Below are 14,543 nucleotides of genomic sequence, written 5' to 3' on the forward strand. Positions count from 1 at the left end.
CGTGACCGAGATCGTCGACGGACTAATTGCCTTTCTTGAGCAATTGATGACGATGCCTATTTTCTATCCCCTCGTCGGCCTCCTCATCACTATTGACGCGCTGTGCCCACTCGTCCCGTCTGAAACGGTGCTCAACTTAGCTGGCGCCTTTTCCGCTTCTCAAGGAGTGCCTGATGTGAAGTGGGTGATGGTCGCCGCCGGCATCGGTGCGATCATTGGCGATAATTTGTGCTTCATGCTGGGAGGCCGCCTCATTGGCCTAGTCAACCGCCTCGACCCGGAATCCCGCGCCGGCAAAGCCATCACCTGGGTGCGTGCCAACATGCACGAACATGGCCCGGTGACCATCATTGTTGCCCGCTTCCTGCCATGGGCACGCTGGGTGGCCACGATTGTTTTAGGTTCCGTGCGCTACAACTGGTTCCTGTTCTTCCTCTTTGACACCATCGGTGTCATCCTGTGGGTGCTCATCAGCGTTGGTACCGGTTACCTCGGTGGCACACTCTTCTCCGATTACCCGCTCCTAGCCATGATCGTTGGTGTGACCTTGGGCAGCCTCGTCGGCATGGCAATCCAGCGCCTGCAGGCAGCCGCCATGGAGTGGAATGACGTACGCCGCGGGGTATCCAGCATTTAAAAACCGGCCACACCCGTTTTGGGTAGACCGGTTTAAAAAAGCAGGGAGTGCGGTGCGATTAGAGTGCGCGCACCTGCTGAGCCTGCGGACCTTTAGCGCCCTCCCCGACCTCAAATTCAACCTTCTGGTCCTCTTCGAGGGTGCGGAATCCGCTGCCCTGAATCTCGGAGTAGTGGACGAATACGTCCGTGGAACCATCATCCGGAGCGATGAAACCGAAACCCTTTTCCGCGTTAAACCACTTCACGGTACCTGTAGCCATTTTTGAAAACCTTCCGTATATGCCGGTTATCTCACTAAAACCGGCCGATCCGGTTTCATGGCGGCGGATCTTCTTTTCCGCAACCGCCACCAAGTCTGCCATGATTTATGCGTTCACGTCTGAGAACGTGAACATTTTCACTCATTTCTGTGTTTTTCCGTCTGCGTTTTCAGGAGGTGCCGCCGTGACTGTGCCCGGCTCATTCGCCAGCGAGCTCATTGACAGTATCTCCCGCACCCTCCCCGCCGGCACGCTTACGCACGTGCGGACGCTGCCTGCTCAACCCGCTCGCACCGTACCCTGGCCATCATGGGCTGATGAAGAATTGCGCCGGCTCTGGGAGGAATCAGGAGTGCAGGCGCTCTACACCCACCAGGCCCAGTGCGCGCAGTTGGCGTGGGAGGGCACAAACGTTGTGGTGGCTACCGGGACGTCCTCCGGAAAGTCCCTAGGGTATCAGCTGCCGGTGCTGACCACCCTGGCTACTGATCCGACGGCTTGCGCGATGTACCTCACCCCGACGAAGGCACTGGGCTCAGACCAGTTGTTGGCTGTCAGCTCACTCATCAAAGACCACCCCGTATTGGCTAACGGCACCAAAACTGCCGCCACCCCCGCGCCTTATGACGGCGACACCCCCACCGAAGCCCGCTCCACCATCCGGGAAACCACCCGGTTTGTGTTCACCAACCCCGACATGCTGCACGCCGGGATCTTGTCCAGCCACCCCAAATGGGTGCGGCTGCTACGCAACCTGAAATACGTGATCGTGGACGAATGCCACACTTACCGAGGTGTTTTCGGTGCGAACGTGGCCCTGGTGTTGCGGCGTCTTGACCGTCTTGCCAGGGCGTATGGGGCAGAACCGGTGTTCATCTTGGCGTCCGCCACCGCTGCTGATCCCGCGGCGCACGCTTGTAACCTCACCGGCCGTCCCGTCACCGCAGTGACAGACGACGGCGCCCCCACCGGTGAGAAAACCTTCGCCCTGTGGGAACCCGGGTTCATCGAAGGCGCGGCGGGGGAAAATGGTGCGCCCGTCCGGCACTCAGCCACAACGGAAGCGGCTGCCATGATGGCGGAGCTCGTCGCCGCCGGTGCACGCACGCTCACCTTCGTGCGTTCCCGGCGCGCAGCGGAAACCGTGGCCATGCGCGCTGCGGAAGACCTCGTGTCCAAAGGCCGGGCTGACTTCGCCTCCCGCATTGCCTCCTACCGCGCCGGGTATTTGGCGGAGGACCGCCGCGCGCTGGAGAAGGCACTGGATAACGGTGATCTTCTGGGCATGGCCACGACGAATGCGCTGGAGTTAGGCATTGATGTTGGGGGGCTCGACGCCGTGGTCATGGCAGGATTTCCAGGCACGGTTGCGTCTTTCCGGCAGCAGGCGGGGCGCTCTGGTCGCCGGGGGCAGTCCTCCTTGGTGGTGATGGTTGCCCGCGATGAGCCGATGGACACCTATTTGGTGCACCACCCCGAAGCGCTACTGGATAAGCCGGTGGAAAACAGTGTGTTCAATCCGCAAAATCCTTTCATTTTGCGGGGACATGTCTACTGCGCTGCAGTGGAGCGCCCGTTGACGGAGGAGGATGTGGCTGCGTTTGGGGCTGACGATGTGGTGGCGGAGCTGACATTCGCTGGGTTTTTGCGCCGCCGCCCGCGCGGGTGGTTTGCGGTGCCGCAGCTCACCGGCGACATCACCCCGGAAACAGCGCACGGGCTGGTCTCGCTACGCGGTGGCACAGGCGAAGAAGTGATGATTGTGGATGCCACCGATGGGCGCCTGCTCGGCACTATCGACTCCGGCCGCGCTGCCGCGCAGGTGCATAACGGTGCGGTGTACATCCACCAGGGCGAGTACTTCATCATTGATGAGCTGGACTTGGACAATTACGTTGCGCTCGCTCACCCGGAGATGCCGGACTATTCCACGATGGCGCGTTCCACCACCGACATTGCGGTGATTGGGGAACCACACGCGCGGGTCAATCCGTCGCCGGGTTTATGGGTGGCCAACGTTGATGTCAAGGTCACTGACCATGTCACGGGCTATGTTGTGAGGCTTTCCGACGGCACCGTGTCCGAACACATCCCCCTCGACCTCCCCGAGCAAACCCTTGTTACCCGCGCGGTGGCGTACACCATTGATCCGGTGGTACTCGATGAAATCGGTATTTCCCCCGGGGATGTCCCCGGTGCACTGCATGCCGCGGAGCACGCTGCCATTGGTCTCCTTCCTTTGTTAGCTACCTGTGACCGGTGGGATATCGGTGGCGTATCCACTGCACTGCACCCGGACACGATGCAACCTACGGTGTTTGTCTACGACGGCCACCCGGGCGGTGCGGGCTTCGCCGATGAGGGCTACGCCCGCTTCCACGAATGGATTAAAGCAACTTATGAGGCGGTGAAATCCTGCAGGTGTGCATCGGGCTGCCCGTCGTGTGTGCAATCCCCCAAGTGCGGTAACGGCAACCAGCCTTTGGATAAGGCTGGGGCGTTGAAACTCCTGGGTGCGTTGGTGACCATGACGGCGGGGCTCTCCGCACGCATTGCCCCGCCGCGCCTTTAACACGCTGGGCTCCTAAATCGGGCCGGCCCGTGCTGTTGCCTCGGCGCGCCCAACTTTCGCTGTAACCACAGTGTCTACGTCGATCACCTGACAGCTCAACACACGCGCCTGGTTGAGTTCAGCAGTGATGCGGGCTGTCCCACATGGGTCATTTCCGGCGTAGAGCGCGGTAGCCGCCGCCACGGCGGAAAGATCCGCCGCGGCTTGGGCACGGTGGGAATTCACCACGGTGCTGACTATGCCGGCGACGACGACAGCCAGGCTTACCACCGCAGCCACGATGGTGGCGGAGACGATGGTGGCGTAGCCGTGATCGTCGATAAGCAATCTGTGCTTCACCGCACCTCCACCGGGTAGACCGCGGTGGCGTGCATATCCCGCACGACGGCGGGCACACGCGCGGTGACCGTGACCATGTCTGCGCTTTCGGTGACCGTGACATCAATGCTGTCCCGCGGCGGGGAATACTCCACCCCGATCGCGTGCGACCGCGCAGCAGCACCAGCCACATCCACCGCGGACACGTACGCCGCCATGGTGGAGATCCCCGCGATGATCGCCGCGGCGACCGTCACCAGAACTGCCAACGATAAAGCGGCTTCAATGGTGACGGAACCGCGATCGTCCATCACCTTAAGACGGCTTATTGCTAAGCGCATCGGTGATGATTCCTTCGATCGCATCAACCACACCATTGCCGTTGATCACCATGTAGAGCACCGCGGCGAGCGCCGCGGCTGCTAAAGATCCCATGGCGTATTCAATGGTGGACATCCCCGCGTCATTCCGTACCACCTGCATCCGTGCGGTGGCATGTGCATAAGCGCGGGTCAGTGCCCGGTCAATCGGCTGGCTAAAAACATCCTTCAGATTCGTCAGTGTTTTCATTGTTTTTCTCCTTAGTGGTTTATTTGTTGGTTGTTTTCATTCAGTGGTTGTGAGTGGTTTCTGTGTCACCCGCCGAGCATTCCTGCACCGAGCCCGATGACTACTGGGGCCAGGCCAAGAACAAAGAAGGCGGGAAGAAAGAACGCGGCAAGCGGAATGCTGATGAGCACTCCTGCGCGTTCGGCAGCTGCTGTCGCATCATCGGCGGCCGCTTCACGGAGTTCCGTGACAAAGCGGCCGCACCCCTGCGCGACGGCGGTGCCCGAAGCGTGGGACAAGGTGACCAGCGAGGCAAGCTCTTCTAACCCTGGGGTCCCGTCCATGACGGCCCAGGCCCGGTCAGGTTCAACCCCGAGTGAAAGGTAGGCAACTACACGCCGCCACATGTCGGCTGTTGTGCCCTGCCGCGGTTGAGCGCCGCCATAACTGGCAGCAACCGCTTCCGCTGCTGTGGCGGCCGGTAGCCCGGCGCGGTAGCAGGCAGCGAAGAGCTCAATATCGCTGGCGATCCTATGCCGCATAGCGGGGCCATCACGCGGGGTTTTGGGGTTGAGTCCTCGTTGGAGCAGCGGTATGGCCTTTTCCCGTGGTGCTGGGTCGTCCATGCCTAATCGTCCACGCGGCGGTGGTGTTGCCACGCTTGCACCGGCACCAAGCAAGACAGCTGCGGCCAGGCTCAAAACAACTGTTCCACTCATGTGGCTGCCCTCCCGATGATCGTCTGGGATGTGATGAACCCGGCGCACACCAGCGCCGTTCCACCGACCAACAAGATCCCGCCTAACCCACCGCCGGTAAGCAGCGCAATGGGCCGTGCACCCATCGCTTCGCCCATGAGCACCCCAGCAAGGGGCAGAACCGAGAGGATCGCGGCTGTTGCGCGTGGCCCGGAAAGGGCAGCTTTGGTTGCGTTTCTGTGGCGCAGTGTGTGGTCGATGCGGGCGCGGGCGCTTGTCAGAAGATCCGCAGCCGGAATACCCAATTGGGTAGATAGCGCCCATACATTGCCCACCTCGCGCAGTTCCGGCATGTCAGAGGAAGTCAACGCTTTGGCGCCTTGCCCACCTCCCTGACTCAAAGCTGCGACGCGGCGCAGCTCCTTTCTCAGTTCTGCTGGGGTGTGTGCCGGGAGTTGCTCCACCGCCCGGCTGCACGCTTCTGGCATTGGGGACCCGGCACGAACGGCGGCCACAACGTGGCCAAGGAACGTGGACGTGGTGGCCAAAGCAGCCTCTCGTGTTTTTCGTTCACGGGATTGGGCCACTGTGCGTAAAGCAACAACTCCGGCCATGCAGGCGCTGATCAGCAGTGTTGAGCGGTCCGTAGCCAAGATCGCAGGGACCACGAGCACCATGGCGGCAGGTAAAGCAGCGGGATGCACGGGGCGCCGGGAATGCTCCATGATGCGCCCTGAAGGGTTGACGGGCCATACGCACACCGCGGCAGCAACGAGGATGAACGGGATCATGCCGCCACCCCCAATTCCGCGATGAGCTTGCCGTACCCCGCCTGCGGTCCGTGGTCGGAGTCCCACACCACTTCCGGCACCACAGGATTGCCTTGTAGCACCCCGATCTGGTGGACAATGCGCGAACCATCGGCCTGCCGCTTCATCACCACAACTACATCCACGGCAGCGGCGAGCTGTGAATGAAGCGCTGCCCTGTCCAGACCGCCAAGCGCTGCGAGGGCCTCCAATCGAGCAGGGACTTCCTCAATTGAGTTGGCGTGTACGGTCCCGGCACCACCATCGTGGCCTGTATTCAACGCGGCGAGAAGGTCCACCACTTCAGGGCCGCGGATCTCCCCCACCACGATGCGATCCGGACGCATGCGTAGCGATTGTTGCAGCAAGTCAGACATGCTAATTTCGCCCGCACCTTCGGCATTCGCGCCACGTGAGGTCAGGTTCACCACGTGCGGGTGGGTGGGTACGAGTTCCACCGTGTCCTCAATCGCCACGATCCGCTCATGTGGCGCAACCTGCGCCAGCATCGCCGCGAGCAATGTTGTTTTGCCCGTTCCGGTTCCGCCGACAACAAGGAAAGCTTTTCGCTTATCGACGATTCCCCGCAACACCCTCGCCCTTTCCTCATCCACCGCGCCCGAAGTTTCCAACTGCTCAAGCGTGGCAGTTTTGCTACGCAGCACTCTCAAGGAAATGCAGGTGCCCGCTGCGGAGGTGGGTGGCAGCACGGCATGGAAGCGCACGAGGGTGCCATCGTCCCGGGTCAGGTGTCCGTCCGCGAACGGTCGGGCGTCATCGAGCCGGCGCCCGCACGTCGTGGCCAGTCGTGTGGCTAAACGGCGCACATCCGCATCATCGGGCAGGGTGAGCCCACTACGCTCCAGTCCGGCACCACGATCAATGAAGATGTCATCAGGGCCGTTAACGCAGATGTCGGTGACGCCGTCGATAGCAAGCAACTGCTCAAGCGGGCCAATTCCTACCGTCTCATCGCGCAGTGCACGCATGATGTCCAGCACATCCAGGTCGCTGATCACCACCGCTTCCTCCCGGATGACAGCAGCGAGTTCAGCGGGGTCGACGTGGCCGTTTGTGGGCACCAAGCGTGGATCATCCGCCAGCCGGCGCTGCACCGCAGTGATGATTTTATTGCGATCCATCACGACACCGCCCCAATGATCGCTTCTGCCACGTTGGCTAAACCACGAGGCAAACGCGAAGGCAAGCCCAAAATTTCAGTGTCCTTAGTCAGGGAGCGAATGGTGGGAACCTCCGCAATCACCTCCGTTTTGGTCACGTGGCTGATATCTTCCGCAGTCATCCCTGACCATGCGCGATGGCGCAGAACCACGGACGCGGGAGTTGAGCTAGCCCGGCATTCAGCAGCAATAAGAGCAGCCGATGCAGCAGCTCTCACCTCAGCCGGGGTGACGATGAAGGTATGGTCACTACGCACCATGTGCCCACCGGGTGGTGTATCAACGAGGGTCACCCCTCCCGCGCCGAGTACTGCCACTGCCCGCTCCCATGCCGCAGGCTGCTGGGGGCCTTCATTCATCTGCGCTGGCAACGTAGAACGCGAGTGCGTCAGCACCGCAATCCCATCGGCGGTGCGAGGCAGCGCGCGGACAAAGATCCCACGGTCCACGTTGCCGTCCCCGATCTGGATATCACCCCACCGCGCACCAATGGAATCTTCTAGTCCCAGTAGAAGATCAAGCCCGCCGGAATAGCGGTGCCCATCCACCAACACCGGATCAAGCCCTTCACCAGAACCAGTTGCTACCTTGCCCGCCAATACACGGGCCACGGCCCCGGCCAAGGTTGATGTCCCGGCACCGCCTGCTGCACCGATGAAGGTGAGCACCACGCCAGCTCCCGGAAGATCCGCACCACCCGCCCTGTGGGGTGCCCGCTGTTCTAACTCCCCTAACGCTTTCAGCAAAGAAGCCGCCTCCGCCGGAAGCATGAACGAGGCCCGCACCACAGCTAATGTTTCAGCAGTCTCAGCAGCGCCAACATCGGTATTCCCACAGATCCGAAACACTCCCGGATGCGCCTTAGCATCGGCTTCGCTGGAGGGGGTGAGGGCGGTTAAAAAGGTGTCGTCGATAAGCACGGCGAAGCCCCGCGTGATGTGGAGTGCTATCTCCGCTGGGTCCCGAACATCAATGACTCCACGGCCAGTGACAGCGGCAAGGTGCATCGCTTCCGGGTGAAGGAGCGCATCGCCGACGGCGACGACGATGGGCGCTGTTTCATTTCGCATGACCCCACCATGAACCACTTTTTAGGCCTGCTCAAGGGGCGTTTTTGCAGGCTGTGGATAACCCCTATTTATGTAGATGCCTCATCAAAAAATTGTGGATAACCTCCACTCAACCAGCCTCATTGCACACTGAAGTGGACATTGACCCCATCAGCCGGGCAACGAGAAGCAAGCCGAACAAGCGGCACAAGGATTAAACGACAACACCCACCGTTCGAGCGGGAGTCCAGAGAATAGGGGACGGCCCGCGCTATCGGGGGGGGTGCGCGGGCCGTCGGGTAACCCGGTCACGGGGGGGTTGGACCGGGGCCGGCCACACTGTATATCGGGGCCGTGCGCTCACTATTGTTACACACGATTACAAGAATAGACAAGATTTTGATAGAAGTTTATCCAAACGTTATTCAAATCGCGGACGCTTCCCCCATAAACACGCTTTAAACTGCAAAAATGTTACTGGCGCAAAAGCGCGCTAAACTGTCAACATGTCGCCCACGACCACGGCTGCGTTCTTTGACTTAGACAAAACCATCATCGCCACGTCCTCCGCCTTCGCGTTCGGCCGTGGTTTTCTTGAAAGTGGCCTGATCACCCGACAAGAAGCTCTGGAGCTGTACTTAACCAAGGCTTCGTACATGTTTGTAGGCCAATCCAGCAACAAGATGGATGCTACGCGGGACCGTCTGGCGGAGATGGTCGAAGGCTGGGATATTGAGGAAATTTCCCAGATTGTCTCAGACACCATGGGCTCCGTAGTCACACCGGCTATTTATTCCGAGGCGCGTGAGCTCATTGATCACCACCGCGATATGGGGCATGACCTGGTTATTGTTTCGGCCTCGGCCCGAATTTTGGTGGAACCAATTGCACATGAGCTCGGCATTGACACAATCGTGGCCACCGAGGCCGAAGTTGTGGACGGCAAACTCACTGGCACCATTACGCGCTACCTCAAAGGCCAAGCCAAAGCTGATGCAATGCGTGAGCTGGCTGAGGAGCGCGGCTACAACTTGTCGGATTGTTATGCCTACTCGGATTCCGCAACCGATATTCCAATGCTGGAGGTTGTGGGCCACCCCGTTGCTGTGAATCCGGAACGCGGCCTGCGCAAGCATGCTGCGGAACAGGGGTGGGAAATCCTTAGTTTCAAGCAGCCGGAACCGCTTGTGCCCTCCCCTGGCGCCCGCGAGATCGGAATCGGCGCCGGCATTGCCGCCGGTGTCACCGCACTCGCCGCGGTGGGGGTATGGCTGGCTCAGCGCGGACGCGACGCTTCCTAATCCACCCGAACTTGCCCGCTTCGTGGCTGCTAGGATGAGGGACCTGTGCTTATTTCAAGCATCTTTCAGGCAATGTCACGGTACTTTCGGTACTTTGAAAGGTGCGTCCAACGCGAATTCACATGAATTCGTGCCGCCACCGCGGCCCACCGAAGGAAGGTTTTTACAACGTGAGCAACAAAGGCATGTACACCAGTGGCCCGACTAGCTTTAGCGCCAAGGTGGACTCGATTCCTCTGCGTGATACAGACGTGACCCAGCCGGGCGCGGACTCGCTGGGCACGTTGGTGTCCAATGCCACTGAGCAGGTGTCTAGCCTGGTTCGCAACGAAATTGAGCTGGCTAAGACTGAGGTTGTCGGCGAGGCGAAGAAGGCTGCTGTTGGAAGTGGCCTTCTCGTTGCAGCCGGTGTGATCGCGCTGTTTTCCTCCTACTTCTTTTTCTTCTTCCTGGCCAAGTTGATTGCTATGTGGACCAATGAGGCATGGGGCTTCGGCCTGGTCTTCCTGCTCATGCTCATTACTGCTGGGCTGCTGGCGCTGGTTGGTGTGAAGCGTTTCAAGGGCATGAAGAAGCCGGAGAAGACTATTGAGTCTGTTGGGGAGCTGAAGAATTTAGTTCCTGGTAAGGCACAGAAGAACCTGTCTAAGGACACTTCGGAGCTTTTCACCTCCCGTAGCACGGGTGAGCCTGCTTACGGTTCTAACTAGTCCTCTGTGAAGTAGACGCATTCACCACACGCGCTCGTGAGGTAATCACGGGCGCGTTCGTGGTATGTAAGGGGGTGCACTGCCATATGAAGGTGGGTCGGTTATTGCCCCGGCTGAAAACGCGGGTGCCGCGGCAGCCGGTATCGCCCAACACGATTGCCGTGGAGGGCCCTTTTGAGCACACGATGCTGCACACTCGGGGGATTCGTTTGCACGCTGCGGTGGCTGGCAACCCAGCTGACCCGTTGGTGTTGCTGATTCATGGCACTTTCGGGGCGTGGATGGATTTCCAGCATGTCATTGCGCCGCTAGCGGAGGCAGGTTTCCACGTTGCGGCGGTGGATATGCGTGGTTATGGCATGTCAGATAAGCCGCCGAGGCAAGCAGGCAGTGATGTGCTGTTGGCCCTCGGCGATATTGACGGGATGATCACTGCGCTTGGGCACGACACAGCTCATCTTGTTGGTCATGACACGGGTGGGGCGATGGCGTGGGTCTATGCCGCTGCCTATCCGCAGCGAGTGACTTCGTTGACTTCGGTTTCCGCCGCTCACCCGCATGATCTGCGTGCGCACATGGTTCGTCGGCCGTGGGAGCTCGCGTACATGACGGTGCGCGTGCTCGTGGGGGTGTTGCCACGTGGCGTCATTCGCGCTTGTCGGCGCTTCACTCCCACTATTTGGCGCCGCGAACTCACCGTCAACACCGCATCTTCATTCACCGGCACTCCTGAGTTTGAGGAGGCATTGGCGCTACGTATCCGTGCCGCCACGATTGGCAATGCGCTGCGTGGCATCGTGCGTAATTCGCGCCTGCTCACCCCGAAGCTCATCGCTTTGCCGTCCCCGCACGCGAAGTACACGTTGGACGGTCCGGTGCAGGCTCCGGTTCTGTTGCTGCACCCGCCCCAGAAAGTGTGGGACAGGATCATCGCGTATTCACTCCGTCGCGCGCCGCACGCTCAGCAGCTCAGCATTCCGGGGGCGAAGAATGTGCCTCACATTGAAAAACCCGGCGCGTTCGTGGCAGCACTCAGCTCATTCTTCGCGCACCTGTAACAGGTGCGCCGTCTAGCCCATGCAGTTTTGCGTATCGACGATCTCCGTTAGCCTTCCAATCTCCCCCACCACCGCGTTGACCTGCTCAAAGGTGAGAGCGTAGCCGGTGTTGCTGCCATCCACTGCGCTACCAAAAATCACGCCAACCACCTTGCCGTCCGGTGTGACCAGGGGGCCTCCGGAATTACCTTGACGTACCTGCCCGCGCAGGATGTATGCCTCTCTTTCGGTGCGACCATTGGCGTAGATATTTGGTCCGGAGATGGTGACCTTGTCGCGCACACGCGCTGGTGTGGCAGTAAACGGACCAGAGGCTGGGAAGCCCAGCAGCACTGCACCATCACCGCTGCGTGCCTGGTGTTTCGCTGAGTCCAAAGGCGCAATGCCGAGTGAGGGAACATGCAAAACAGCAAGGTCTACTTCGGGGTTATACAAAACAACGTCTGCTTCCTTTACGCCCAGGACGGTGTCCACCTCCACGGCGTTGGTGCCGGCAACCACGTGCGCGTTAGTAATGACGTAATCGGGGGCTGCGACGTAGCCGGAACCGGAAAGACGGCGGTGGCAGCTTTCCGCATCCCCTAGCACGTGGACCACGCTTGGGCGCAGAGCCTCAATCACAGCCGGATCAACATCGGCAGGATCAGGGTCCGCAACTTCTACCCCCTTGGCTTCGAAGGGGGAGACCATGGGTGGTAGGCCTGTGACGTCGATAAGCGCTGCGATCTGCTCCGGCACCTGCTTGCCCCACGTTGGCGCGGCGCTATCCATCGCACTGAGAATGCGCGATTCCCGCACTGCGGTACCCACGGGGCCACCGACATTTGCGGCGACCGGGAGAGAAACGAGCCAGATCACCATCGCAGCAACGATGGCTTGGAAGGCCGCACCGAGCCCTGAATCCCACCTTTGTGAAGACTTAGTGCGCATGCGATCCCGCAAAGTAGCGCCCACTGTGGCGCCCCCGATGTTGCCCACGCCGACGAAGAGCACCACTGTGGCCAGAACGAGCAAAACACGTATCCCGGGCACCTCCGACAGCCCGACGAGAGCAGACGCGACGCCAAGCCCCACGACAAGACCCGCAACGATGCCGAGCGCACCCAACGCTGCTGACAGCGCACCACTACGCCACCCGCTGATGAGCGCGGCGAGAAGCAAAACAACAACGAGTAAATCCACGAGGAGAAAACCAGAAACCATCTAGAAGCCGTGCCCTTCCCCATTACGGGATCTACCAAGAGCTTGACGCAAATCCACCGCGTCCTTGTGCTCCCACGGCTCTTCCCATCCCGCCTCACGGATCATCACTGAGATCAGCGAGGCCGTAAACCCCCACACCACGTAACCATCCAACCCAAAGGCGGGGCCTGACCAGCCCAGACGCGAGACGCGGAAGCGGTTGTCGGGGTTAATGAAGTGGGACAGGGGCACAAAGAAAACATCATCGTTTTCTGCCGGGCTCGCCGACCAGACCGGGCCGGGCTCCGGGGCGTAGGCTAACACCGGGTTTACCGGATTGCCCGACGGGCCCACCGCAATGGACTCCACCACCGCCAGGGGTGTCACTCCCGCCGGGTCCAGCCCGGTTTCCTCCCGCGCTTCACGCAGCGCCGCACCAACGGGGCCGTTATCCCCCGGATCGACGCGCCCACCAGGAAACGCCATCTGGCCGGAGTGGTTCCGCAACGTCGGCGTCCGGTGGGTGATCAGGAGTTGGGCGTCCTCCGGGAGTGTGAGCGCATCCGCCCTACCGGTAAAGCACATGAGCACCGCCGCATGCTTGGGTTTACGGGACGCAAAGCGCATGTGGCCCTGCATCTTGTGCACCAATTTCGCGCTCCCCGGCCGACCCAGAACATCTGTGAGCCCGCGCAACCACTGCGGCGAATGGTCAGAATTCAGCTGAACACCCATCACAGCACCCCCTCAACAGCAGCCGCGATTTCCTCAACACTGGCAAAGGGCTTAGCAAACATGCCAATGCGTTGCTCACCCCGGAACACCATCAGAATCGGCACAACTTGTGGCAGGTTCTGCTCCGCTGCAAACACACCAGAACTGTCCTGGTAGGACGGTAGATCCACACCGAGCTCATCCAACAGTGCCACACCAGCCGCAGCTTTCTGGTCCGCATGCACGCCGACAACAGTCAACTCCGGGTGCGCCCCCGCATACTCCTCCAGCAACGGCAATTCCTCCCGGCACGGCGCACACCACCATGCCCACAGACTCACCACCGTCACATCATTGGAGCCAGGTTTCTGCTCCGCTGCTTCATTGCCACCCAAGCACGGCAGCTCCACCCCGCCAATCGCACGCACGAGGCAATCCGGCCGTGAACCGAGCGCAACGTTATCGGCTTCTTCCGGCGCGACTGTCTGCTGGTTCGCCGTTGGAACCGTTGGGTCCGGGGCTGCGTTGGGCCCCGGGGCGACGCTGAAAAGCTTCATCGCACCGAGGATGACCAGCACCGTGGCAACGACGATAGCTCCCACGCCAAACAGGAGATTCCGCGTCATTGCCCCTCCCCTTCGCCGGAAGCCAAATCCAGGATGTGCTCACGTTCCGGACCAGTGACCAAAGCCGCAGCCTCATCCCACTCGATCGGGCCGGCACCGAAACTCGGGCACTCATACGCGATCGGGCACGCCCCGCACGCCGGTTTGCGCGCATGGCACACCCGCCGACCATGGAAAATGATGCGGTGAGAGAACATTGTCCACTCACTTTTCTCAATGATCGCGCCAATCGCATGCTCAATGGCCACCGGATCGTTTTCCTCAGTCAGCGCAAGCCGGTGCACAAGCCGCTGAAAATGCGTATCCACGGTCAACCCTGGATGATCAAAGGCATTGCCGCGCACAACATGCGCTGTTTTTCGCCCAACTCCAGGAAGTTTCACAAGGTCATCGAGGGCTTCAGGGACCTCGCCGCCATGCTTATCGACGAGCATCTCTCCCAACCCCTTCAAATGCCCCGCCTTCGCCCGATAAAACCCCACGGGGCGAATGATCTCCCCAATCTCATCCACATTCGCGGTGGCATAGGCTTCCGCCGTGGGATAGCGCCGGAACAGTTCAGGGGTGACTTGGTTGACGCGCACGTCTGTCGTCTGGGCACTTAACACCGTGGCCACGAGCAGTTCGAGGGGGGTAGTGAAGTCCAGCTCCGCATGCGCATCGGGATAGACCTGCGCCAGCATCCGGTTAATGCGCCGACCGCGGCGAGTGCGCCCCAGTTCCGTTTCTTTCCCTTTCGCTGCCGGATGGGTTCCCGGGCGCCGGGTCCGGCGCACAAAGTGCGGGGGTGGAGAAACGGCGTCAGACATGCCGTTAACTATAGCTGTGAGGTTGAGGCGGTAGCCCTGAGTCACCGATGAATAAGTCCGCCTTATTA

The 14,543-nt window shown here is 60.6% G+C and carries 17 protein-coding genes; 5 read left to right on the forward strand and 12 right to left on the reverse strand.

The window, feature by feature from the left end:
- Nucleotide 1: 1 nt before the first annotated feature.
- Nucleotides 2-637 carry a DedA family protein gene (locus HMPREF2129_RS03360; RefSeq protein WP_308410352.1) on the forward strand — a complete coding sequence of 212 codons (636 nt, stop codon included), beginning with the start codon at nt 2-4 and terminating at the stop codon, nt 635-637.
- A 58-nt stretch (nt 638-695) separates the two neighbouring features.
- Here the strand turns inward: HMPREF2129_RS03360 and HMPREF2129_RS03365 are convergent, their stop codons facing one another.
- Nucleotides 696-899: a cold-shock protein gene (locus HMPREF2129_RS03365; protein ID WP_034663113.1), complete on the reverse strand. Its 204-nt coding sequence runs from the start codon at nt 897-899 to the stop codon at nt 696-698.
- 19 nt (nt 900-918) lie between these two features.
- On the opposite strand from HMPREF2129_RS03365, the gene HMPREF2129_RS03370 reads away from it, so the two are divergent.
- On the forward strand, nt 919-3,471 hold the full coding sequence (locus tag HMPREF2129_RS03370; RefSeq protein ID WP_232218083.1) for a DEAD/DEAH box helicase: 2,553 nt from the start codon (nt 919-921) through the stop codon (nt 3,469-3,471).
- A gap of 12 nt (nt 3,472-3,483) precedes the next feature.
- Here HMPREF2129_RS03370 and HMPREF2129_RS03375 read toward each other — a convergent pair whose 3' ends face one another.
- From HMPREF2129_RS03375 to HMPREF2129_RS03405, 7 genes are all read right to left on the reverse strand, one after another.
- Nucleotides 3,484-3,810 carry an Rv3654c family TadE-like protein gene (locus HMPREF2129_RS03375; RefSeq protein WP_034663115.1) on the reverse strand — a complete coding sequence of 109 codons (327 nt, stop codon included), beginning with the start codon at nt 3,808-3,810 and terminating at the stop codon, nt 3,484-3,486.
- A complete protein-coding gene (locus tag HMPREF2129_RS03380) occupies nt 3,807-4,100 on the reverse strand; it encodes a hypothetical protein (protein WP_102723709.1) in 294 nt (97 codons plus the stop codon). Before HMPREF2129_RS03380 ends, HMPREF2129_RS03375 begins: the two co-directional genes overlap by 4 nt.
- Nucleotides 4,101-4,104: 4 nt before the next feature.
- Nucleotides 4,105-4,272, reverse strand: a complete 168-nt coding sequence (locus HMPREF2129_RS03385; RefSeq protein ID WP_084576506.1) for a DUF4244 domain-containing protein — start codon at nt 4,270-4,272, stop codon at nt 4,105-4,107.
- Between the two features lie 152 nt (nt 4,273-4,424).
- The gene (locus tag HMPREF2129_RS03390) at nt 4,425-5,057 is read right to left on the reverse strand and encodes a type II secretion system F family protein (RefSeq protein ID WP_034663121.1); all 633 of its coding nucleotides are present in this window, start codon (nt 5,055-5,057) and stop codon (nt 4,425-4,427) included.
- Nucleotides 5,054-5,827 (reverse strand): type II secretion system F family protein, encoded by a 774-nt coding sequence (locus tag HMPREF2129_RS03395; protein WP_052092642.1) that lies wholly within the window; start codon nt 5,825-5,827, stop codon nt 5,054-5,056. Before HMPREF2129_RS03395 ends, HMPREF2129_RS03390 begins: the two co-directional genes overlap by 4 nt.
- Complete coding sequence (locus HMPREF2129_RS03400) at nt 5,824-6,987, reverse strand: TadA family conjugal transfer-associated ATPase (protein ID WP_034663122.1); 1,164 nt, start codon at nt 6,985-6,987, stop codon at nt 5,824-5,826. Before HMPREF2129_RS03400 ends, HMPREF2129_RS03395 begins: the two co-directional genes overlap by 4 nt.
- Nucleotides 6,987-8,096, reverse strand: a complete 1,110-nt coding sequence (locus tag HMPREF2129_RS03405) for a hypothetical protein (protein ID WP_034663125.1) — start codon at nt 8,094-8,096, stop codon at nt 6,987-6,989. Before HMPREF2129_RS03405 ends, HMPREF2129_RS03400 begins: the two co-directional genes overlap by 1 nt.
- A gap of 485 nt (nt 8,097-8,581) precedes the next feature.
- Between HMPREF2129_RS03405 and HMPREF2129_RS03410 the strand changes: the two genes are divergently transcribed.
- From HMPREF2129_RS03410 to HMPREF2129_RS03420, 3 genes are all read left to right on the forward strand, one after another.
- Nucleotides 8,582-9,376, forward strand: coding sequence for an HAD family hydrolase (locus tag HMPREF2129_RS03410; RefSeq protein ID WP_034663127.1), 795 nt, complete (start codon nt 8,582-8,584; stop codon nt 9,374-9,376).
- A 170-nt stretch (nt 9,377-9,546) separates the two neighbouring features.
- A complete protein-coding gene (locus HMPREF2129_RS03415; RefSeq protein ID WP_034663210.1) occupies nt 9,547-10,086 on the forward strand; it encodes a phage holin family protein in 540 nt (179 codons plus the stop codon).
- Nucleotides 10,087-10,190: 104 nt separating this feature from the next.
- Nucleotides 10,191-11,144, forward strand: a complete 954-nt coding sequence (locus HMPREF2129_RS03420) for an alpha/beta fold hydrolase (RefSeq protein WP_232218084.1) — start codon at nt 10,191-10,193, stop codon at nt 11,142-11,144.
- Between the two features lie 12 nt (nt 11,145-11,156).
- Here HMPREF2129_RS03420 and HMPREF2129_RS03425 read toward each other — a convergent pair whose 3' ends face one another.
- The 4 genes from HMPREF2129_RS03425 to nth all read right to left on the reverse strand — a co-directional run bounded on the left by HMPREF2129_RS03425 (nt 11,157) and on the right by nth (nt 14,475).
- Entirely contained in the window at nt 11,157-12,347 is a 1,191-nt protein-coding gene (locus tag HMPREF2129_RS03425; RefSeq protein ID WP_034663132.1) for a MarP family serine protease, read from the reverse strand.
- On the reverse strand, nt 12,348-12,953 hold the full coding sequence (locus HMPREF2129_RS03430) for an NUDIX hydrolase (RefSeq protein ID WP_232218085.1): 606 nt from the start codon (nt 12,951-12,953) through the stop codon (nt 12,348-12,350).
- 107 nt (nt 12,954-13,060) lie between these two features.
- Nucleotides 13,061-13,666, reverse strand: a complete 606-nt coding sequence (locus HMPREF2129_RS03435) for a TlpA family protein disulfide reductase (RefSeq protein WP_034663136.1) — start codon at nt 13,664-13,666, stop codon at nt 13,061-13,063.
- A complete protein-coding gene (gene nth / locus HMPREF2129_RS03440; protein WP_052092650.1) occupies nt 13,663-14,475 on the reverse strand; it encodes an endonuclease III in 813 nt (270 codons plus the stop codon). Before nth ends, HMPREF2129_RS03435 begins: the two co-directional genes overlap by 4 nt.
- Nucleotides 14,476-14,543 lie beyond the last annotated feature (68 nt).

The organism is Corynebacterium tuscaniense DNF00037 (assembly GCF_000759055.1).
GTDB classification, from domain to species: domain Bacteria; phylum Actinomycetota; class Actinomycetes; order Mycobacteriales; family Mycobacteriaceae; genus Corynebacterium; species Corynebacterium tuscaniense.